General features: G+C 73.4%; 22 protein-coding genes. 11 read left to right on the plus strand and 11 right to left on the minus strand.

All coding sequences use genetic code 11. The features are described from left to right. Positions 1 to 5 precede the first annotated feature (5 nt). The gene (locus tag O7635_RS26355; protein WP_278083160.1) at positions 6 to 980 is read right to left on the minus strand and encodes a kelch repeat-containing protein; all 975 of its coding nucleotides are present in this window, start codon (positions 978 to 980) and stop codon (positions 6 to 8) included. Between the two features lie 114 nt (positions 981 to 1,094). Between O7635_RS26355 and O7635_RS26360 the strand changes: the two genes are divergently transcribed. Further along, positions 1,095 to 1,847 (plus strand): SDR family NAD(P)-dependent oxidoreductase, encoded by a 753-nt coding sequence (locus O7635_RS26360; RefSeq protein ID WP_278083161.1) that lies wholly within the window; start codon positions 1,095 to 1,097, stop codon positions 1,845 to 1,847. A 135-nt stretch (positions 1,848 to 1,982) separates the two neighbouring features. Beyond that, positions 1,983 to 3,089, plus strand: a complete 1,107-nt coding sequence (locus O7635_RS26365) for a crosslink repair DNA glycosylase YcaQ family protein (protein ID WP_278083162.1) — start codon at positions 1,983 to 1,985, stop codon at positions 3,087 to 3,089. A gap of 10 nt (positions 3,090 to 3,099) precedes the next feature. Here the strand turns inward: O7635_RS26365 and O7635_RS26370 are convergent, their stop codons facing one another. Continuing rightward, complete coding sequence (locus O7635_RS26370; RefSeq protein ID WP_278083163.1) at positions 3,100 to 4,350, minus strand: endonuclease/exonuclease/phosphatase family protein; 1,251 nt, start codon at positions 4,348 to 4,350, stop codon at positions 3,100 to 3,102. Positions 4,351 to 4,463: 113 nt separating this feature from the next. On the opposite strand from O7635_RS26370, the gene O7635_RS26375 reads away from it, so the two are divergent. After that, positions 4,464 to 4,868, plus strand: a complete 405-nt coding sequence (locus O7635_RS26375; protein ID WP_278083164.1) for a hypothetical protein — start codon at positions 4,464 to 4,466, stop codon at positions 4,866 to 4,868. On the opposite strand, the gene O7635_RS26380 is transcribed toward O7635_RS26375, so the two are convergent. After that, positions 4,865 to 5,341, minus strand: a complete 477-nt coding sequence (locus tag O7635_RS26380; protein ID WP_278083165.1) for a GtrA family protein — start codon at positions 5,339 to 5,341, stop codon at positions 4,865 to 4,867. The genes O7635_RS26375 and O7635_RS26380 overlap by 4 nt on opposite strands. 144 nt (positions 5,342 to 5,485) lie before the next feature. On the opposite strand from O7635_RS26380, the gene O7635_RS26385 reads away from it, so the two are divergent. Next, on the plus strand, positions 5,486 to 6,238 hold the full coding sequence (locus O7635_RS26385) for a PHP-associated domain-containing protein (RefSeq protein ID WP_278083166.1): 753 nt from the start codon (positions 5,486 to 5,488) through the stop codon (positions 6,236 to 6,238). Here O7635_RS26385 and O7635_RS26390 read toward each other — a convergent pair. After that, complete coding sequence (locus O7635_RS26390; RefSeq protein WP_278083167.1) at positions 6,235 to 6,660, minus strand: Rid family hydrolase; 426 nt, start codon at positions 6,658 to 6,660, stop codon at positions 6,235 to 6,237. The genes O7635_RS26385 and O7635_RS26390 overlap by 4 nt on opposite strands. A 43-nt stretch (positions 6,661 to 6,703) precedes the next feature. Next, entirely contained in the window at positions 6,704 to 7,621 is a 918-nt protein-coding gene (locus tag O7635_RS26395; RefSeq protein ID WP_278083168.1) for a lysophospholipid acyltransferase family protein, read from the minus strand. A 213-nt stretch (positions 7,622 to 7,834) separates the two neighbouring features. Between O7635_RS26395 and O7635_RS26400 the strand changes: the two genes are divergently transcribed. The 4 genes from O7635_RS26400 to O7635_RS26415 all read left to right on the plus strand — a co-directional run bounded on the left by O7635_RS26400 (position 7,835) and on the right by O7635_RS26415 (position 12,802). Next, positions 7,835 to 9,094 (plus strand): EAL domain-containing protein, encoded by a 1,260-nt coding sequence (locus O7635_RS26400; RefSeq protein ID WP_278083169.1) that lies wholly within the window; start codon positions 7,835 to 7,837, stop codon positions 9,092 to 9,094. 183 nt (positions 9,095 to 9,277) lie between these two features. After that, the gene (locus O7635_RS26405; protein ID WP_278083170.1) at positions 9,278 to 9,622 is read left to right on the plus strand and encodes an AraC family ligand binding domain-containing protein; all 345 of its coding nucleotides are present in this window, start codon (positions 9,278 to 9,280) and stop codon (positions 9,620 to 9,622) included. A 119-nt stretch (positions 9,623 to 9,741) separates the two neighbouring features. Continuing rightward, positions 9,742 to 10,296: a TetR/AcrR family transcriptional regulator gene (locus tag O7635_RS26410; RefSeq protein WP_278083171.1), complete on the plus strand. Its 555-nt coding sequence runs from the start codon at positions 9,742 to 9,744 to the stop codon at positions 10,294 to 10,296. A gap of 163 nt (positions 10,297 to 10,459) precedes the next feature. Then, the gene (locus O7635_RS26415; RefSeq protein ID WP_278083172.1) at positions 10,460 to 12,802 is read left to right on the plus strand and encodes a family 20 glycosylhydrolase; all 2,343 of its coding nucleotides are present in this window, start codon (positions 10,460 to 10,462) and stop codon (positions 12,800 to 12,802) included. Here the strand turns inward: O7635_RS26415 and O7635_RS26420 are convergent. Beyond that, positions 12,775 to 13,680: a LysR family transcriptional regulator gene (locus O7635_RS26420; protein WP_278083173.1), complete on the minus strand. Its 906-nt coding sequence runs from the start codon at positions 13,678 to 13,680 to the stop codon at positions 12,775 to 12,777. The two genes, O7635_RS26415 and O7635_RS26420, sit on opposite strands and share 28 nt — an antisense overlap. Positions 13,681 to 13,753: 73 nt before the next feature. Here O7635_RS26420 and dapA point away from each other — a divergent pair, with 73 nt between their 5' ends. Beyond that, entirely contained in the window at positions 13,754 to 14,590 is an 837-nt protein-coding gene (dapA, locus tag O7635_RS26425) for a 4-hydroxy-tetrahydrodipicolinate synthase (RefSeq protein ID WP_278083174.1), read from the plus strand. Here dapA and O7635_RS26430 read toward each other — a convergent pair. Genes O7635_RS26430 through O7635_RS26445 form a run of 4 tightly spaced genes read right to left on the minus strand, consistent with a single transcriptional unit; the run spans position 14,587 to position 16,705 of the window. Beyond that, positions 14,587 to 14,856 carry a hypothetical protein gene (locus O7635_RS26430; protein WP_278083175.1) on the minus strand — a complete coding sequence of 90 codons (270 nt, stop codon included), beginning with the start codon at positions 14,854 to 14,856 and terminating at the stop codon, positions 14,587 to 14,589. The two genes, dapA and O7635_RS26430, sit on opposite strands and share 4 nt — an antisense overlap. A gap of 11 nt (positions 14,857 to 14,867) precedes the next feature. Then, entirely contained in the window at positions 14,868 to 15,953 is a 1,086-nt protein-coding gene (locus O7635_RS26435) for a hypothetical protein (protein WP_278083176.1), read from the minus strand. Continuing rightward, positions 15,931 to 16,272 carry a WXG100 family type VII secretion target gene (locus O7635_RS26440; protein WP_278083177.1) on the minus strand — a complete coding sequence of 114 codons (342 nt, stop codon included), beginning with the start codon at positions 16,270 to 16,272 and terminating at the stop codon, positions 15,931 to 15,933. Before O7635_RS26440 ends, O7635_RS26435 begins: the two co-directional genes overlap by 23 nt. 4 nt (positions 16,273 to 16,276) lie before the next feature. After that, on the minus strand, positions 16,277 to 16,705 hold the full coding sequence (locus tag O7635_RS26445; RefSeq protein WP_278083178.1) for a YbaB/EbfC family nucleoid-associated protein: 429 nt from the start codon (positions 16,703 to 16,705) through the stop codon (positions 16,277 to 16,279). A 144-nt stretch (positions 16,706 to 16,849) separates the two neighbouring features. Here O7635_RS26445 and O7635_RS26450 point away from each other — a divergent pair, with 144 nt between their 5' ends. Continuing rightward, the gene (locus tag O7635_RS26450; RefSeq protein ID WP_278085576.1) at positions 16,850 to 17,170 is read left to right on the plus strand and encodes a helix-turn-helix transcriptional regulator; all 321 of its coding nucleotides are present in this window, start codon (positions 16,850 to 16,852) and stop codon (positions 17,168 to 17,170) included. Beyond that, positions 17,170 to 18,279, plus strand: coding sequence for a hypothetical protein (locus O7635_RS26455; RefSeq protein ID WP_278083179.1), 1,110 nt, complete (start codon positions 17,170 to 17,172; stop codon positions 18,277 to 18,279). The genes O7635_RS26450 and O7635_RS26455 overlap by 1 nt, the downstream gene beginning before the upstream one ends. Here the strand turns inward: O7635_RS26455 and O7635_RS26460 are convergent. After that, entirely contained in the window at positions 18,276 to 19,238 is a 963-nt protein-coding gene (locus O7635_RS26460; RefSeq protein WP_278083180.1) for a peptidoglycan DD-metalloendopeptidase family protein, read from the minus strand. The genes O7635_RS26455 and O7635_RS26460 overlap by 4 nt on opposite strands. Positions 19,239 to 19,287 lie beyond the last annotated feature (49 nt).

Consider the following 19,287-nt stretch of genomic DNA (forward strand, 5'->3'; position numbering starts at 1 on the left):
CCTCCTCAGCAGGGTCCGACGTCGAGCGCCTCGGTGACGTCGGCGACGTGGAGGCCGGGGTGCGGTCCGCCGGCGAGGGTGTAGAGCGTCGGGCCGACGGACACCACGCCGAGGCCGTGCCGGGGGGTGGGCAACGGTGGCAGGGCGCGCCAGGCGCGGGCGGCGACGTCGTACGCCTCGACCTCGGGAAATGTCTCCTCGCCCTCGCCGCCGATCGCGACGACGAGGCCGGTGCAGGTCGCGGCCGCGGACAGGCCGCCACGCGCGGTCGGGAGCGCGGGGAGCGTCGACCACTCCCCGGTACGCGGGTCGAACGCCTCGAACGCGTCGAGGTTGCCGTCGAGGCCGCGGACCCGGCCGCCCACGGTGTAGACGATGCCGTCGATACCGGCGCCGCCCAGGTGCTCCCGTGGCGTCGGCGGTCCCGGGGCCGTCGTCCACGTGTCGCTCGCGGCGTCGTAGACCAGCATCTCCCGCGCCAGGCCGTCGGGGCCGATGCCACCGGCGACGTGCACCCGGCTGCCGACGGCCACCGCGGTGCCGGCGGCCCGACCGGCGGGCATCGGCGCGAGCGGTTGCCAGGACGAGCCGGTCAGCCGGTACGCGCCGGTGTGTGGCCGGTCGGCGCTGGTGTAGCCGCCGAAGACGTGCACCGCACCGTCCACTGTGGCGGCCATCGCGTGGTCGACCGCCACGGGCAGCGCGGGCCCGGGCGTCCACCGGCCGGTGGTGGTGTCGAGCACCTCGACGGTGGCGACCGAGTCGCCGCCGGTGACCAGGCCGCCCATGACGTAGATCAGCGATCCGGCGGCGGCCGCGACGACCTCGGTGCGGGTCGTCGGCGCGGGCGCGAGCGACCGCCACCCACCGCCGGCGGTCGGCGGCGCGGGCGCCGTCTCCAGCGGCAGCTGCTTGGGGCCGCCGCCGCAGGCCGCGGCGAACAGCAGCACGGGCACCAGCACGGCGGGGGACAACCGCATCAGGCCAGTCTGCTGCCGCACGCGCCCGCTGTCCACGCGTACGCAGATCTGCGTACGCCCGATGCCGTCCGTCGACAGACGCCGGGGCCGCCGACCGGCGGCAGCCTGACAGGTATGACGAACGACATGACGGGCCGGGTCGCCCTGGTCACCGGCAGCTCGCGGGGGATCGGCGCGACCATCGCGACGACGTTCGCCGCGGCGGGCGCCGAGGTCGTGCTGCACGGCCGCGACCGGGCCGCGCTGGCCGCCGTGCAGGCCACCATCGGGCGGGAGAGCCTGGTCGTGACCGGTGACGTGACGGTCGCCGCCGACCTCGACCGGATGCACGACGAGATCATGGAGCGGCACGGTCGGGTGGACGTGCTGGTCGCCAGCACCGGCAACACCACGAGCCGACCGGCGCCGATCGAGGAGATCACGCCGGAGAGCTGGCGGGCCGACCTCGAGCAGAACCTGACCGGCACGTTCCTCACCGTGCGTCGGTTCCTGCCGGGCATGAAGCAACGCCGGTCCGGCGCGATCATCACGCTGTCGTCGGCGGCGGGCCGCAAGCCGAGCGAGCGCACCATCGTGGCGTACGCGGCGGCGAAGGCCGGGCTCCAGATCTTCACCCAGGACCTGGCCGCGCAGGTCGGGCCGTTCGGGATCCGGGCCAACTGCATCGCGCCGGAGACCATCATGACGGAGACCAACGAGGCCTGGATCCCGGCGGAGACGCGGCGGCGCCTGGCGGAGGCGCATCCGCTGCGCCGCCTCGGCACGCCCGACGACGTCGCCGCGACCGCGCTGTTCCTGGCCACGGACGCGTCGAGCTGGATCACCGGCGTCATCGTCGACGTCGCCGGGGGCGCGGTGCTGGCCTGAACGGCCTACAACTGGCCGTGCGGGGCACACGAAGTGGATCGCGACGGTCCTGACCATGGGGCCCGCCGGCCGCCGGCGGGCGGTCGCGGGGTGCCGTCGTTGCACCGGCGCGTGGCGTCGGCGTACCGTGCGGCGATGTCGCTGACCTGGGCCCAGGCGCTGGCGTGGCGGATGCGGCGGCAGCTGCTCGACCCGGTCGGCGCCGCGCCGGTCGCCGCCGTCGTGGACCGGCTGGCGGCGGTGCCGGCGTTCCCCGACCACTCGGCCGAGCTCGCGGTGCGGCTGCGGCGCGCCGGGTCCCGGCCGGGCGACGTGGCCCGTGCGCTGGCGGCCGGCGAGATCATCAAGTCGTACGCGTTCCGCGGCGCCACCCACCTGCTGACACCGGAGGACGGCGGCGCGTTCCTGGCCCTGCGGGCCGCCGGGCGCATGTGGGAGCTGCCGAGCTGGCAGAGCCACTATGGACTGTCCCCGGCGGACTGGCCGCGGCTGCGGCAGACGGTCCGGGCGGCGTTGGCCGTCGGCCCGCTGACCCGCGACGAGCTGCGGGCCGCGATGACGGCGCCACGCGGGTTCGGTCAGCTGGCGTCGGCCTTCGACGGGTCCGACACGCTCCTCAAACCCCTGACCTGGCTGGGCGACATGTCGTTCGGGCCGCCGCGCGGCGGTCAGGCCACCTTCCAGCTCCTCGACACCAACCCACGCTGGGCCGGCCTGCCCGACCTCGACACCGCCGGTCCACGGGCGATCGCGCTCTACCTGCGGTCCTACGGGCCGGCGACCGCGCGGCACGTCCAGTACTGGCTCGGCGAAGGCCTCGGCGCCGGGCGCCGACGGATCGCGTCCTGGCTCGCCGACGGCCTGGCGACCGACCTGCTGGCCGAGGTGGACGTGGCGGGGGAGTCGGCGCTGGTCCTGCGCGCGGACCTCGAGGACCTGGCCGCGGCGACCCCGACCGACGCGCTGCGGCTCCTGCCCGGACACGACCAGTGGGTGCTGGGCCCGGGCACCGCCGACCCGCACGTGGTCCCGCCGGCCCGGCGCCGGGCGGTGACCAACAAGGCCAACCTCGTCATCGCGGCCGGCGTCGTCTCCGGCACCTGGCGGGTGGTCGGGGCGGACCTGGTCATCGCCTGGTTCGCCGAAGCCGGGCCCGTGCCCGACCAGCGCCTGACCGCGGAGGCGGAGCGGCTCGCCGACATCCTCGGCAAGCCGCTCCGCCCACGCGTCGAGGCGGGGTAGCCGCCCCGGCTCAGCGGACGTCGAGCCAGACCAGGCGGTGGTCGGAGCTCGGGAACGGGAACACACCGGTCAGCCGGAACAGCGGATCCGACTGGACCGGCCAGAAGACGCCGCCGCCGCGGACGTCGAGGCCGATCCGGGACGGCAGCACGTAGTCGGCGCGCAGGTTGCCCGGCGTGGTGTCGGCGAAGTCGGCCGTGTCGAAGCGGGGGTCGCTGCGGTGGGTGGCGTTCGCGCCGCCCTGCGCCGCCGCCGCCTCGGCCGCGCCGGCGCTCGACGGCGCGAACGCGTCGTCGATCCACCTGTTGTCGAGCAGTTGCTGCGCGGCGCCGGGGATGCTGTCGCCGTCGAGCGGGTCGGAGTTCTGGTCGCCGGCGATCACGAACGACGAGCCGGGCCGCAGCCCGCCCCGGCCGCCCCGGTCGTCGTAGATGTAGCGGCCCTTGCCCGGCGTCACGTAGTCGGACCAGAACCCGATCTCGTCGAAGTTGCGCCGCCCGTTGCGGTCCTCGGCCCCGTCGAAGACCGGGGGAGTGGGGTGCGACACCAGGAAGTGGACGGTACGCCGGCCGATCTCGATCGGCACGTCCCAGTGGCTCTTCGACGACAGCGGCAGCACGCGCAGCTCGGCCGGCGAGTACCAGTCGGCCGGCGCCGGCGTGGCCGGGTCGTCGGGGAGCAGCGCGCCCGGCATGTCCTTCCACCGGAAGCTCTGGAACGTCCGCACGTCGCGCCGGTCGATCGGGTAGCGCGAGTAGACGACCATGCCGAACTGGCCCGGGAACGCACCGAAGCCGAGCGCGTCGTCGCCGTACCCGGGTGCGCCCGGCGTGGTGACGACCGCGCCGTCGTTGTTGAGGTCGAGACCGGACGCGATGCCGGTGTTGCTGGGCGCGATGAAGTGGTACGGATAGCGGACCGGCTGCGCGCCGTTCTGCCCCACGGCCAGGTAGTTGTCGCGGAACAGCTCGGCGGCCCGCGGGTCGTAGTCGAACTCGTTGATCAGCAGCACGTCCGGCCGCGCCCGCTGGACGATCTCCGCGATCACCCGCGCCTGCGCGTTGTCCGGAGTGGACAGATCGGCCCGCAGCTGCCCGGCGACGCCCCGGTTCAGCGACGCGTTGAACGTGGCGAACCGCACGCCGCCACCGCCGTGCCCGTGACCGCCCGCCGAAGCCGGCGCGGCCCCCGCCGCCAACACGAGCGCGGCGACCGCCCCACCGGCCACCACTCGCGACAGACGCGACAAGGTCAACGACACGATGCCTCCTCTCGAATGCATGGATCTTTGAGGTACGCATCGTGACTGTCGTACGGATCGCCGTCCGGCACAAGCGTTGACCGCCAGGCAACCGTGCGGCCAACATCTGTATCGTGACCGGCCACGATCCCGCCGCCGAGTTCTTCGCCGGCCTCCCGCCACAACGCCGCGCCGACGCGGAGGCGGTGCACGACCTGATCCGCGCCGCCGCGCCGCGGTTGACCCCCTGGATCTGGCGGGGCGTCATGTGGGGCGGCACCGACCAGACGATCCTCGGCTACGGCCGGATCGCGCAGACGAACCGCGGCGGCGCGACGGTGGAGTGGTTCCGCATCGGCCTCGCCTACCTGAGCCTCTACGTCAGTGCGACACGCGACGGACGCTACCTGGCCCAGGTCTACGGCCCCCGCCTCGGCAAGGCGAAGATCGGATCGTCCGCGCTGAGCTTCCGCCGCCTCGCCGACCTCGATCGCTCGGTCCTGACCGAGCTGGTCGCGGAGGCGGCACGCCCCGACTAGCTCGGGCCGGCGCCGCCGCGGAAGATCCACCAGCGGGCCGCCGCGTAGTTCAGGATCGCCACGACGGCCGCGGCCGCCGGGCGGGCGATCGCCAGGCTCGTGCCGCCGGCGGTCAGGGCCGTGGTGACCGACACCGTGAGCACGTAGTCGGCGATGGCGACCGCGGTGTAGCGCGACGCCTCGCCGACCACCCGGGCGTGCGACCGGAAGGTGACCACCCGGTTGAGCACGTAGTTGAGCGCCACCGCGGCGACGTAGGCGACGGTCACCGCCACCGGCACCGGCAGGGGCGTCCAGCGGCGCAACGCCCACAGCAGGGCCAGGTCGACCGCGAGCGTGCAGCCGCCGAGGATCGCGAAGCCGACGAGCTCCCGCGAGACCCACCGGCGCAGGGGCGTGGGCAGGCGGTCGCTCCAGCCGGTCAGCGCGTCGCCGACGCGTTCGGCGCGCGCACGGGTCGCGGATCGCGTCACTGCCACCGTTCACCTCGGATGCACGGATCCTGCCGGGTCCGACCGCCGCCGGACAACGGACCGCAGGCGAACATCGGATGGAGTTCACCGCCGCGTGGAGCGCCGTTCGGCCCGCGGCGGCGGGGCGCACCTACGGTTCGCCGCATGGACGCCGCGACGCCAGCGCCCCGAGCTGACCTGCACGCGCACACCAACCTCGGCGACGGCTGGATCAGCCCGGCCCGGCTCGTCCGCGAGGCGACGCGAAACGGCCTGTCGGTGATCGCGGTGACCGACCACGACCACGTCGAGGGCGCCAAGCGGGTGGCGGAGATCCTGGCCGCCCAGGAGTCGGGCCTCCAGCTGGTCAGCGGCGTCGAGGTGTCGACCCGCGGCGGCCACCTCATCGGCCTGTTCGTCGAGCGGGCGCCGCGTCCGATGCGGACGGTCGAGGAGAGCATCGACGCGATCAAGGAGCAGGGCGGCCTGGTGGTCGTGCCGCACCCGATGGGACGGCTGGTGCCGAGCCTCGGCCGCCGCAGGATCGACGCCTTGCTGGCCGCCGGATACGGGATCGACGGGATCGAGATCTACAACCCCAGCCCGGCCAACGCCGGCCGGCGGGACGCCGTGCGCCAGGCCAACGCGGAGTGGGGTCTCGCCGAGATCGGCGCCAGCGACGCCCACTTCTGGCAGCACATCGGGGCCGGCTACACCCGCTTTCCGGGCGGGACCCCGGCCGACCTGCGCCAGGCGATCCTCGACCGGGCGGTCGGGGCCGGCGGACAGGAGCGTCCGCCCGCCCGCCTCAACCCGGCCAGCTACGTCGCGCAGTGCGCCTGGAGCTGGTTCGTGGACCCACCCCACCGCCTGCTCCGCCGGCGCCGCGCGGCCCGGGCCGACACGGCGGCGCGCTAGGCGCCGGCGCCGACGATGGCGGTCACGCGGATCTCGATCCGCATGGCGGCGAGCCCGAGCACCGTGACGCCGGTCTCGGTCCAGATCGGCGCGCGCCCGCCGAGCCGACGGCGGAACTGGTCGGCCATGACCCGGTTGTGGTCGTCGCCGATCGCGTCATCGCCCGGTGCGACCTTGTGGTAGGAGTTGACGTGGATGACGTCCCGCCAGGTCGCGCCGACCGTGGCGAGCGTGCGCTCCACGTTGTCGAACGCCAGGACGATCTCGTCCTCGAGCGATTCGGGGACGACCAGGTCGTCGTCCACCCCGGCCTGGCCGGAGATCTCGACCCGGTCGCCGACGCGGACGGCCCCGCTGTAGCCCCACGCCTGGTGCAGCTTCTCGCCGAAGCCCGCGGCGATGCCGAAGGTAACGGTGCTCATGGTGCTCCTTCTTCCCGGCGGACCGCTGTGCGTCGGACCGAGCCTAGGCCGCCCGGGCCGGCACCGCGGCGGGTTCCACCGGCCAGAAGCGGCGGAACATGAACCACTGGGTCGGGCACTGGCGGACGACCTCTTCCTGGCAGGCGAACATGTACTGCGCCAGCCGCCGGACCTCGCGCTCCTTCTCCGCGTCGTCGGCCACCGCCCGCGGGAACATCGGCGGGAACGTGCGGATGTAGTAGCCGTTGTGCGGCGCGTACCAGAAGTAGCCCGGCATCACCGCCGCGCCGGTCTTGACCGCGAGCGCCGCGGCGCCGGCCGGCACCCGGGTCCGGTGGCCGAAGAACGCCACCTCGACGCCGTGCTGGCTGGTCACCGGCCGGTCGATGACGATCGCCACGGCCCGGCCGGCGCGCAGCTCCCGGATGACGAGCCGGGGCGCGCCGGAGACCGGGATGATGTCGACGCTCTTGTCGCGCCGGTGCCCCTGGAGCAGGCTGTTGATTCGCGGGTCCTTGAACGTGTCGGCGATCGCCGACAGCGGCACGTGGCGGGCGGCGATCGCCCCGGCCAGGTCCCAGCTTCCGAAGTGGCCGGTCGTGATGATCGTGCCCTTGCCCGGCGCCATCGCCTTCTGCAGGCACTCGTGCCACGCCATGCCGTCGGTCAGGTCCCGCGTACGGGCGTCCACGTCACGCATGTCCTCGTAGGGCAGGCAGATCAGCGACACCGCCGTCCGGCCGTAGTTGCTCCAGGAGCGCAGCGCGGCCCGCCGCGTGTCGGGGTGACCGACGGGCAGGCCGAGCACCTTGGCCATGTTCTCCTGGGTGACCAGGCGCTTGGACCGCCAGCCGAGGTAGCTGGCCAGCGTGACCGTCGAAGCGAGGCCGTGCCGCAGCGGCCGTGGCGTGCGGCCCGCGACCGCGATCCCCGAATGGGCGAGCCAGTAGACAGACGACACCGCGGCTCCTTCCCGAAGCCCCGCAGCCCCGAAGCCCCGTGCCGGGGGTCAGCCGACGGTAAGGAACGCGGATGGCCGAGCCGGTGCCGGATCGGTAACTCCGGATGACCCGGCGGTGACCTCCGGGGTGGCAGTGCCGGCTGAGGCCGCACGAGGCGATTGTCACGCCGCGAACCGGTAGCGGGGTCCGCGTGGGGCGCGCAGGCTCGAAGTATGGCCTACGAGGTAGAGCTGCCGCCCGACGCCGAGTTCGAGGACATCATGCTGGACCGGCGGATCGAACCCGTCTTCCAGCCCGTGGTCTCGCTCGTCGACCTGCGGCCGGTCGGCTTCGAGGCGTTCGCGCGCGGGCCGGCGGGCCGGTTCCGCAGCCCGGCGGCGCTGTTCGGGGCCGCCGCCGAGGCGGGCCGGTCGGCCGAGCTCGACGAGCTGTGCGCGGCCCTGGCCACCACGGCGTTCCGCGAGGCAGCGATGCCTGACCTCGCGCTGTTCGTCAACTTCAACCCCGACACGCTGAGCCACGAGCCGATCGAGGGCGAGGGCCCGGCGTACGCCGATCTGATGGCCGAGAGCAACGTGGTCATGGAGATCACCGAGAAGGCCGTCACGCGGCGGCCGGCCGGGCTGCTCGACGCGGTCGTGGACGCCCGCCGGCACCTGGCCCGCATCGCGCTCGACGACATCGGCGTCGACCCGGCCAGCCTCGCCGCGATGCCGCTGATCAACCCCGACGTGATCAAGCTCGACAAGACGATCATCCAGAGCACGTCACCGGACTCACACGTGATCAACGCGGTGCTCGACGACGCCCGGCAGCGGGGCGCCCAGATCGTGGCCGAGGGCGTCGAGGACGGCGAGCACCTGGCGGCCGCCCGCTCGCTCGGCGCGACCCTGGCGCAGGGCTGGCTGTTCGGGCGGCCGGGACCGTTGCCGCACGACATCCGCCCGTCGGAGCAGCCGCTGGCCCGGGTCGGGCCGCGACCGGACGCGCAGGCGTCGCCGTACGACGTGCTCTCGGCGCACTGCCCGGTCGAGGCCACGACGCCGGCACAGTTCGCGGCGATGTCGGCGGAGATCGAGAACCAAGCGACCCAGGCCACCGGCCCGGCGATCCTGGTCGTCAACATCGGCGACCTGCGCTACCTGACCGACGACAGCCTGATCCGCTACGTCTACCTGACCAGCCACGGCACGCAGGTCTTCCTGATCGGGCACGACGTGCCGTTCACGCCGGGCGGCCGGGTGCGCGGCATCCCATTGGCCGAGGACGACCCGCTGCGCCGGGAGCGCACGACGTTGCTGGTCGGCACCCACTACGGCAGCGGCGCCTTCGCCCGCCTGCGCCCCACCGGCGACGCCGGAGCGGTGTTCGACGCCGGCGCCTGCTACGACTGGGACGCCGTCGTCGAGGCCACCGTGCCGCTCGTCGGCCGGGCCAAGAACGAGCTGGTCGCCCGCGAGGAAGAGCACTAGACGAAGCGGGACAACCCGCGGGCCGCCTGCCAGCTCCGGCCCTTGGGCGCCTCGAGGCGGCGCCGCACGATGCCCTCCCACGGGACCTACGGGCAGACGGTCAGCCAGCGAAGCTGGACACTGAGGCATCATCGGCGGTTCCGCGCCGGTGACCGAACCGTTTGGACGTAAAGGGGAGGCGGTATGGCACTGCACATCCACAACGAGGACCTGCCCGGGAACGCGACGTCGCGGACCTTCCTCGGTCGTGACCACGGGGGAGTGCCGATCTCGTTCTTCATCCAGGCCAGCCCGCACGGCCACGGACCGGAGCCGCACACCCACCCGTACGCGGAGGTGTTCGTGCTGCACGAGGGCTCGGGCACGTTCCTGGCCGGCGACAAGACGATCGAGGCGTCCGGTGGCTCGGTCGTCGTCGTGCCGCCGAACGAGGTGCACGGCTTCAAGGCCTCGTCGGACGGTCCGCTGCGGATGACGTGCATCCACACCAACGACGAGATGCTCACCGAGTGGGTCGATCCTCAGTAGACGCTCCGGAGGGGGCGCTCCACGACCGGAGCGCCCCTTCCTCCCGAGTAGCCGGAGTGCCGCCGTATCCGTACAGTTGTATAGGACGTTTGTTTAGTGCCTGGCGTAGACTTCCCGGCGTGGGTCATCGGGAAGAGCTCCTCGCGGGCGCGAAGCAATGCCTGCTCGAACGCGGCTACGCCAACACGACGGCGCGCGACATCGTCGCGGCGTCGGGGACCAACCTGGCCTCCATCGGCTACCACTTCGGCTCGAAGGAGGCCCTGCTCAACGCCGCCATGGTCGAGGCGATGAACGACTGGGGCAGCGAGGTCGAACGCGCCGTCCGCGTCGACCCGGACATGGACCGGCTGGAGCGGCTCGAGGCGGTGTGGTCCGGCGTGGCCGCCTCGATCGCGGCCAACCCGCGGCTGTGGTTCGCCAGCGTGGACGTGATGACCCAGACCGACCAGAGCCCGGAGCTCAAAGACCGGCTCGCGGCCGCGATGGACGCGGGCCGCGCCGGCTTCACCGACCTGGTGCTGGGCCCCGGCGACGCCGAGGATCGACCGCGGGTAGGGGCGCTGGTGCTCGCGGTGATCACCGGCCTCACGGTCCAGACCCTGCTGGACCCGGAACGCGCACCCACCGGCCGCGAACTGGTCGAGGCCATCCGTGCGGTCGTCGCCCGGTGAGCCCGAGCGCCGTGTTCTTGACACCACGCACGGTCAGACATAGCGTTCCGTCGAACTCGCAGGAAACTTTACCGTTTCGCTGGAGGACGTCGTGGCTGGTCAATCCCGTCGGGCTCGGCCCATCGCCGCTGTCGCTTTCGCTACTGCCGCCGCCGCTGGGCTCGTGGCGGTCGGTGTCGCCGAGCCGGCCCGGGCCGCTGCAGTGGTGAGCCTGCAGAGCGTGGTGCCCGTGCCCGCGTCGGTGCAGCCGGCCGCCGGCGTCACCTACACGCTGCCGCCGAACGCCGCGATCCAGACCCATGCCGGGGCGACCGCCGTCGGCGACCACCTCGCGGGGATCCTGCGGCCCTCCACCGGCTACGCCCTGCCGGTGACCACCGTCAGCGGCACCCCGAGCGGCGGCATCGCGCTGCTGCTGACCGGCGCCGACCCGAGCGTGGGTGCCGAGGGCTACCAGCTCGACATCACCGCGGCCGCGATCACGATCCGGGCGCAGACCGCCGCCGGCCTGTTCTACGGCGTGCAGACGCTCCGCCAGCTGCTTCCGCCCACTGTGGAGGCCCGCTCCGTCCAACCCGGACCGTGGGAGGTGGCCGGCGGGCGGATCGTCGACCGACCTCGCTACGGCTACCGGGGCGCGATGCTCGACGTCTCGCGGCACTTCTTCGGGCCCGACGTGGTGAAGCGCTACGTCGACGAGATCAGCCAGTACAAGGTGAACGTGTTGCACCTGCACCTCTCCGACGACCAGGGCTGGCGGATCGTCATCGACGCCTGGCCGCGGCTGGCGACCTACGGCGGCAGCACCCAGGTCGGCGGCGGGCCGGGCGGCTACTACACCAAGGCGCAGTACACCGACCTCGTCGCCTACGCCGCGGCGCGGCACATCACGATCGTGCCCGAGATCGACATGCCGGGACACACCAACGCGGCGCTCGCGTCCTACGCGGAGCTCAACTGCGACGGGGTCGCGCCGCCGCTCTACACCGGCATCGAGGTCGGCTTCAGCTCACTCTGCGTGCCCAAGGAGATCACCTACACGTTCGTACGCCAGGTCCTCGCCGAGCTGGCCGCCCTCACGCCCGGGCCCTACGTGCACGTCGGCGGCGACGAGGCGCACAGCACGTCGGATGCCGACTACCGCACGTTCATGAACCGGATCCAGCCGTTCGTCGGCGCGGCCGGCAAGACCGTCATGGGCTGGCACCAGCTCGGCCAGGCCGACCACACCCCGGGCCGCGTCGCCCAGTTCTGGGGCACGACGACCGCCGACGCGGACCTCGCCGCCGCGGTGAGCAAGGGCGACAAGGTGGTCATGTCGCCGGCCAACAAGGCCTACCTGGACATGAAGTACACGCCGGAGACGCCGCTGGGGCTGAGCTGGGCGGGGCTGATCGAGGTGCAGACCGCGTACAACTGGGATCCCGCGACGCTCGTCCCGGGCGTGCCGGCCGGCGCGATCCTCGGCGTCGAGGCGCCGATGTGGAGCGAGACCCTCACGCGACTGGCCGACATCGAGTTCATGGCCTTCCCGCGGCTGCCGGCGCTCGCCGAGATCGCCTGGTCGCCGCAGTCGGCCCGCAACTGGGACACGTTCCGGGTCCGGCTCGGCGCGCAGGGTCCACGATGGACCGCGCAGGGCATCAACTTCTACCGGTCACCGCAGGTGCCATGGGCGAGCGCGCCGCCCACGCCCGGCCGGGTCGAGGCGGAGTCGTTCACCAGCCAGTCGGGCGTGCAGATCGTCGCCGACCCGGCGGCGCACGGCGGCAACCGGGTCGGCTACATCGACAACGGCGACTGGATCGGCTTCTCCGGCGTCTCCGTCACCGGCCGCACGGGTTTCACCGCCCGCGTGGCGTCGGGCGGGCCGGGCGGCACAATTCAGGTGCGCGCCGGCTCGGCCACCGGTCCGCTGTTGGGCTCGGTCAGCGTCCCCAACACCGGCGGCTACGGGAGCTACGTCGACGTCTCCACCGTGCTGTCCGCCGGCTCCGGCCCGCTCCACCTGGCTTTCACGGGCAGCGGCGGCGGCCTCTTCGACATCGACGACTTCGCGCTGACCGGAAGCAGCCCGCCGGCGACGAACCTGGCCCTGCGCAAGCCGGCCACCGCCGACAGCCAGTGCGCGCCGACCGAAGGGCCGGAGAAGGCGGTCAACGGCTCCACCGGCGGCGGCAACGCCGACAAGTGGTGCTCGGTCGGCGCGACCAAGTGGTGGCGCGTCGACCTGCGGTCGAGCACCTCCGTCGGCCGCGTCGTCATCCGGCACGCCGGCGCCGGCGGGGAGAGCACCGCCTTCAACACCCGCGACTTCGACATCCAGGCCAGCGTCGACGGTGTCACCTGGTCCACCGTCGCCCAGGTCCGGGGCAACACCGCCAACGTCACCACGACGACGTTCACCCCGATCGCGGCGCGCCACCTCCGGCTCAACGTGCTCACGCCGACGAGCAACTCCGACCGGGCGGCCCGCATCTACGAGTTCGAGGCGTACGCCTCCTGACCGTCGAGGGCGGCGAGCAGCGCCTGGATCGCCGGGCTGGCATCGGCGCTGCGCCGCCACGCCGCGTGCACCTCCCGCGTCGGTGGCCGGCGCAGCGGCCGGGCGACCAGGTGCGCGCCGAGCGGCGGGCGGGCGAGGCGCGGGATGAGCGCGAGCACGCCGCCCGTCGCCACCAACGAGAGCTGGGTGGCGAAGTCGTCGACGAGGTGCCGCACGTCGGGCTCGTCGGGCAGCAGCCGCCGGAACCACTGGTGGCAGACCGTGCCGGGCGGGCTGGTCACCCAGGCCTGGCCGGCGAGGTCGGCGGCGGTGAGCGGGCGGTCGAGGCCGGCCAGCGGGTGCGTGCGGGGCAGGACCACGTCGCCGACGTCGGTGTGCAGGTGGCGCCGCGTCATGGTCGGAGGCAGCGGCACGGGCAGGCCGTCGGCGTCGTGCACCAGCGCCAGGTCGGCCGCGCCGGCGTCGACGCGGCGCAGCGCCTCGTCGGGGTCGTGCTCGGCTATCCGCACCCGCAGTTCCGGGCAGTCGGTGGCGAGCCGGGCCAGAGCAGGGGAGAGCAGCCCGCGGATGGCGGTGGAGAAGGCGACCACGCGCAGCGTGCCGCGCGGCGTGCCGGACGCGACGGAACGGGCGGCCTCCGCGCAGCGCTCGAGTGACTCGAACACGTCCGGCGCCGAGTCGACGATCGCCTGCCCGGCCGGGGTGAGGACGACACCGCGACCGGCGGGCGCGAGCACCGGCACGCCCACCTGCCGTTCGAGCCGCTTGATCTGCTGGGAGACCGCCGAGGCGGTGAAGCCGAGGTCGTCGGCCGCCCGGGCCAGCGTCCCGAGCGCGGCCACCGACCGCAGCGCCTGCAGCGCACTGACGTCGATCATGAAGTCAGGCTACGCAATATCCTCAAGAAAGCATCGCTGGACCCGACGAGTCGACCGCGCCGAGGATCGGTCCATGACTCCGCTCTTCGGCGCCAACCTCGTGGCCATGGTGACCCCGATGCGTCCCGGCGGTGCGATCAGCGAGCCGGGACTCGCCGCGCTCGTCGACCACCTGCTCTCCACCGGCTGCGACGGCCTCGTCGTCGGCGGCACCACTGGGGAGTCGCCGACGCTGACCGAGGCCGAGGCGGTCGAGCTCGTCGCCACCGTCGCCAAGCGGGTCGCCGGCCGGGCCCGGGTGATCGCCGGCGTCGGCACCTATGACACCGCCGCCAGCGTCCGGCGGGCCCGCGCGGCCGCGGCCGCCGGCGCCGACGCGCTGCTGCTCGTCTGCCCCTACTACTCGCGGCCGACCCAGGCCGGGGTGGTGGCCCACTGTCGGACGGTCGCCGACGCCACCACGTTGCCCGTGATGCTCTATGACGTGCCGGCCCGCACGGGCGTCGCGATGACGGAGGCCACGCTGGTCGAGCTGGCCGGGCATCCGCGGATCCGGGCGGTCAAGGACGCCAAGGGCGACCTGCGCGAGGCGATGTCGGTGATGGCCGCGTCGTCGCTGGCCTACTACTGCGGCATCGACGAGCTCAACCTGCCCTACCTCGCCTGCGGCGCGACCGGTCTGGTCAGCGTCGTGGGCAACGTCGCCGCCGACCGCACCGCCGCGCTGATCGAGGCCGTCCGCGCCGGCGACCTCGACACCGCCCGCGCGGTCAACGCTTCGTTGCTCCCACTCGTCGACACCATGCTGGGCACCGCGCAGGGCGCTGTCATGGCCAAGGTCGCGCTGGCCGACCGCGGCATCATCCCGCACGCGACCGTGCGCCCACCGCTCCTCGAAGCGGCGCGCTAGGACGTGCGGGCGGCGAGGGCCGTCGAGAGCCGGCCCAGGAAGTCGCGGATGCTCTCCTCGGTGTGCGGGGCCTCCACCTGGTCGTTCAGCGGCCCCTGGTAGCGCAACGCCTCGGTCAGCGCGGCCAGGGTCTCCGCCCGGTCGCCCGGGTAGAGCCCGCCGAGGACGCCGTCGGCCACCCGGCCGACGACCGCGTCGTCGAGGGTGCGGTCGAACTGGATCCCGTAGAGGATCCCGTTGACGTGACCCTTCCAGTTGTCGCTCATGGTGTCTCCCGCTAGAAGATTCGGCTGCCGTCCCAGCTCTGGATCGGGACGTCGCCGAGGCCGTTGCGCTTGAACTCGGCGTCGAGGTTGGCCATGTGGCCCGGCTCGGGCTGGTAGTGCCCGCTGCGCGCGGTCGCGAGCTGAACCCTACCGTCCTTGACGACGAGCTCACCGGCGGCCGCGACCGGCTGGCCGTTGCCGAGCGTCGAGTGGTGGAAGTCGCCGACCTTCTGGTAGGTCGACGCGTAGATGTTGCCGTTGCGGTCCATCACGAAGATCGCTTGACCGTTGCCGCTGAAGACCGTGCTCGACGCGGACGTGTCGTAGGGTCGCCCGTCCTTCGCGCTGCGCAGGATCCCGTTGCCGTCGAAGAAGACCCGGTGCTCCTCGAGCTGCTCCGGGGTGAGTCGCCGCACGGGCGTCGGGAAGAACCCGCCCGGCAGGTGCTCGTTCCTGTATTTGTCCAACATGGACTTCGTGTTGTGGTAACGCGGCGTGGTGTGGCGGCCCGGGATGCCGGGCTTGCGGCCGCCGCCGGGACCCCGACCCTTGCGCGTGAACCTGCGCAGCAGTGTCCTGGCCCGCTTGAGCAGCCGCGGGATGATCTCCTTGGCGACCTTCTCCACGACCTCCTTGACGATCCGCTGGATCGCCATCCGCGCGAGCCCGATCGACACGGGGATCTGCGCGAGCGAGGCGCCAAGGGTGGGCGCGGCGGCGGCCACCGCGATCGCCACCTGGATCACCAGGATGGTCAGCTGGACGATCACCAGGATCTTCTGCGCCAGTGTGATGATCGCCATCACCAGCAGCGCCATGCCGATCAGTTCGGCGGCCTCGGCCCCGTCGGCGATGCGGCGGGGCGCGCCCTCCTCGCCCCGCCACGACCGCTCGAAGGCCCGCACGTCGTCGCCGCTGTTGGCGCCGAACACCTGCGCCGCGCCGGTGTCGGCCTCGGCGGCCGTCGCGCGCAGCCGCCCGGCGAAGGCGAGCCACGACTGCGACGCCGCGAACAGCAGTTCCTCGTCAGCGGTCGGCCAGGTGAAGCCGACCCAGCCGAGCGCCTCCGCCAGCTCAGCGGGCAGCTGCAAACCCACCGGGCAGCTCCATCCTGTCGAACAGCTGGCGGTTGGACTCTTCGACCGCCTCGTACGCGCCGGCGCCGTGGTCGAGGTTCTCGGCGGCCTCCAGCAGTTGGTCGGCCATCGACTGGTAGACGTCGAGCGCGTGGGTCAGCACCTCGACGTAGGCGGCGCCGAAGAGGGAGCCGGCCTCGTCGGTGCCCCAGGGGTTGCCCGACCCGTCGACGGTGTTCGCCAGGGCGCTGACCTCCGTGGCGAGCTGCTGCCCGGTCGCGCCCAGCGCGGTCGCCGCGGCGCGCAGGGTGGTGATGTCGACCCGGATGCCGTCGGACAACGCGCTACCGCCGATCCATCCGCCGGGTGATCGCGTCGAGGTCGCCGATCATGCGGTCGAAGCCGCGGTAGGCCTCCTCGGACACGCGCTCGAGCTGGCGGGTCAGCGCCGCCGGGTCGCCCGCGGCGCCGAGCGTCTCGGCCCGGCGGGCCTGCTCGTCGTCCTGGGCGGCGCGGACGGCCTCGACCACCTGCTCCGCGATCGCGGCGGCGCCGGCCCGCAGCAGACCGGGATCGATGACCAGCGACTCCAGCCGGCCCAGCGCCGCGACCTCGGCCTCGACCAGTCCAGTGTGGCTGGTGCCGCGCCCCACCAGCGCGGTGGCGGCCGGTGGATCGCCGGGTGCCGCCGCGGCGGACTCCGTCGCCTGCCCCAGCATCCGGATCGCGTCTTCGAGCGCGCGCCCGAGGCCGCCCGGGTCGATGCCCCCCACACCATCACCTCACGGTCGATCGAGAGACGCGAGACTACCTCGCCCGGCGCTCGGCCGCGATCCCGGTGTCGCTCGTGGACGGATCCGCCGCCCGACGGTTGACGATAGATTGATCATCTATCTATCCTGCGTGCCGTGGCGGTTATGCGGGAACCGACGTTTCTCATCCTCACCGCGCTGGCCGACGAGGCGCGGCACGGTTACGGCATCGTGCGGGAGGTGCGGGCGCTGTCCGGCGGGCGCACCAACCTGCTGACCGGCACCCTCTACACGGCGCTCGACCGGCTGACCGCGGAGGGGCTGGTCGAACCCGACCGCGAGGAGGAGGTGGCCGGGCGGCTGCGGCGCTACTACCGGCTGACCGCCGCCGGGCTGGGCGCCCTCACCACCGAGACCGCCCGGCTGCGCCAGTTGACCGCGGCGGCCGAGGCCCGGCTGCGCACCGTCCGCCCGGGCACCGTGTGATGGCCGACCCGCTCGCCCGCCGCTACCGGCGCCTGCTGATCGCCTATCCGCGCGCCTACCGCCGGGCCCGTGGCGACGAGTTGCTGGGCGCCCTGCTGGAGGCGGCCCCATCCGACCGCACGCGGCCGACGCCGCGGGAGACCGTCGACCTGCTTCGGCACGGGTTGCGGGCGCGGCTCGGCCGCCCGGCGAGTCGCAGCGTCGTCGCCTGGGCCATCCTCACCGCCGTCATCAGCGGCGTGTTCGCGGCCGCGTTCGCGAGCCGCGCCGCGTGGGAGACCGCCCGTCCGCTGCCGCGGCCCGCGGAGGCGCGGGCCATGCTCGCCGAGATCGTGCCCGGCCAGGAGTTCACCGACGTCACGGACGCGCCGGCGCTGTTCGTCATCTACGGCCAGCCGCTGGGCTGGGAGGCCGCCGACGACATGCTGCTCGGCGACGGCGGCGAATACGCCCAGGCCGGGGTCGGCGGCGCCACGCCGCTCCCGGCGGGCACCTCGCCGGCGGAGATGGTGGCCCGGATCCACACCAACCTGCGGGCGCACGGCTGGACGACCTATCCGGACCTGACCCACGACATGTACGGGTGCGTCGGCCCACCCTGCGACCCGACGGCGATACCCGTCGGCACCACGGTCACCGCCCGCCGTGGCGACACGGTGTTCACAGTGGACGTCAACCCGACGTACACCGGCAACCCCGGCGCCCTGTGGGCCACGTTCCAGCGGGCGGCCCCGATCGCGGTCCGCCCGGCCGCGCTGGCCGGCGGCCTGGCCGGCGCGGTGGTCGCCTTCTTCCTGTTCGGTTGGGCCAGCCGGCGCACTGAGGGCGGCCACCCGGTCGGGGGACTGGTCAAGCTGCTGACCGGCGTGGCCCTGTTCCTCTGGTGGGTGCCGGCGGTGCTCGCCGCGCCGACGATGCTGTGGCACCACTTCGCCGAGCCGCACCCGTCCTGGCATCCGATGTGGGAGTGGCTCGGCCAGCCGACCTTCTCGCTGTTCTTCGTCGTGGGCTGCGGCGCGGCGCTGCTGGCCGTCGCGCTGGCCGCCGCCGCGGCCCCGGCCCCCCGCCGCCCGGAGGCGCCGGTGAGCCGGGGCGTGGCCGGGAGCTAACCCAGCGGAACCACGGGCGTCGTCGAGCGGCTGACGTAGAAGCAGCCCGTCGTCGGCAGGCTGCTCGCGGCCGGCGGCGTCGCGCCGTCGTAGACCGCCAGCAGGAAGTTTTGCGGGCAGCGCCGGGTGCTGCCGGTGCGGATGCCGAAGTGCAGGTGCGGGCCGGTCGAGTTGCCGGTGTTGCCGGTCAGCCCGATCTGCTGCCCGACCGCGACGGACGCGCCGTTGGACACCGACCAGGACGAGAAGTGACAGTACGTGTAGATGGCGCCGTCGCTGCCGGTCAGGTTGATGCCGCGCCCGCAGGAGCTGTCGTCGATGACCACCACGGTGCCGGAACGGACCGCGTACGCCGGGGTGCCGGTGCCGACCGGCAGGTCGATCGCGGGGTAGTCGTGGTGCGGGTCGTCGTACTCGCTGCGCGGCAGCGCGCTCCGCGGCAGCGGCAGCGAGAACGAGGGGGAGCCGGTCGACGAGGTGATGCGGACCGCGTCGGCGACCACGTAGCCGGGTTGGCTCGTCCACCGGCTGACACCGACCACGTTGTAGTCGCCGGCGGCCAGCGTGAAGGTGCCGAGGCTGACCCATCGCCCGCCGTTGGCGCGCTGGTCGACGACGATGCTGCGGGTGCCGCCGGTGGTGGCGACCATGAACGGGGTGGCGCTGTTGTAGCCGGCGTCGGCCGGGTACCACACCTCGACGAGGTGGGCGCCGGCCGCGGCGATCGACGCCTTGAACCAGGCGGCGTCGCTGGCGGTGGTGTTGGGGGTGGCGAACCGGTAGTCCGCGCCGTAGCGCTGCGCGGACCAGGCCGACGTGCCCCAGCCGGTGCTGGCGGTGAACCGCCCGGCGGTGGCGTTGTCGACCGTCGTGGTCGCGGCGGACGCGGGATCGGCGGGACCGAGCAGGACCAGGCCGACCACGACGGCGGCGGCCGACAATCGATGGAAGATCCTCATTGGGCTGTGCCCTCCGGGGGACGAGGGGAAGCGCACGGGCGAAAGTATT

This window comes from Asanoa sp. WMMD1127, assembly GCF_029626225.1.
Taxonomy (GTDB): Bacteria; Actinomycetota; Actinomycetes; order Mycobacteriales; family Micromonosporaceae; genus Asanoa.

Bases quoted from the DNA above. Each gene is read 5' to 3' on its own strand.
- O7635_RS26405 (WP_278083170.1), top strand. From the start codon at position 9,278: ATGGCACTGCACATCCACAACGAGGACCTGCCCGGGAACGCGACGTCG.
- dapA (WP_278083174.1), top strand. From the start codon at position 13,754: ATGACTCCGCTCTTCGGCGCCAACCTCGTGGCCATGGTGACCCCGATG.
- O7635_RS26360 (WP_278083161.1), top strand. From the start codon at position 1,095: ATGACGAACGACATGACGGGCCGGGTCGCCCTGGTCACCGGCAGCTCG.
- O7635_RS26455 (WP_278083179.1), top strand. From the start codon at position 17,170: ATGGCCGACCCGCTCGCCCGCCGCTACCGGCGCCTGCTGATCGCCTAT.
- O7635_RS26385 (WP_278083166.1), top strand. From the start codon at position 5,486: ATGGACGCCGCGACGCCAGCGCCCCGAGCTGACCTGCACGCGCACACC.
- O7635_RS26355 (WP_278083160.1), bottom strand. From the start codon at position 980: ATGCGGTTGTCCCCCGCCGTGCTGGTGCCCGTGCTGCTGTTCGCCGCG.
- O7635_RS26400 (WP_278083169.1), top strand. From the start codon at position 7,835: ATGGCCTACGAGGTAGAGCTGCCGCCCGACGCCGAGTTCGAGGACATC.
- O7635_RS26420 (WP_278083173.1), bottom strand. From the start codon at position 13,680: ATGATCGACGTCAGTGCGCTGCAGGCGCTGCGGTCGGTGGCCGCGCTC.
- O7635_RS26390 (WP_278083167.1), bottom strand. From the start codon at position 6,660: ATGAGCACCGTTACCTTCGGCATCGCCGCGGGCTTCGGCGAGAAGCTG.
- O7635_RS26430 (WP_278083175.1), bottom strand. From the start codon at position 14,856: ATGAGCGACAACTGGAAGGGTCACGTCAACGGGATCCTCTACGGGATC.
- O7635_RS26450 (WP_278085576.1), top strand. From the start codon at position 16,850: ATGCGGGAACCGACGTTTCTCATCCTCACCGCGCTGGCCGACGAGGCG.
- O7635_RS26365 (WP_278083162.1), top strand. From the start codon at position 1,983: ATGTCGCTGACCTGGGCCCAGGCGCTGGCGTGGCGGATGCGGCGGCAG.
- O7635_RS26460 (WP_278083180.1), bottom strand. From the start codon at position 19,238: ATGAGGATCTTCCATCGATTGTCGGCCGCCGCCGTCGTGGTCGGCCTG.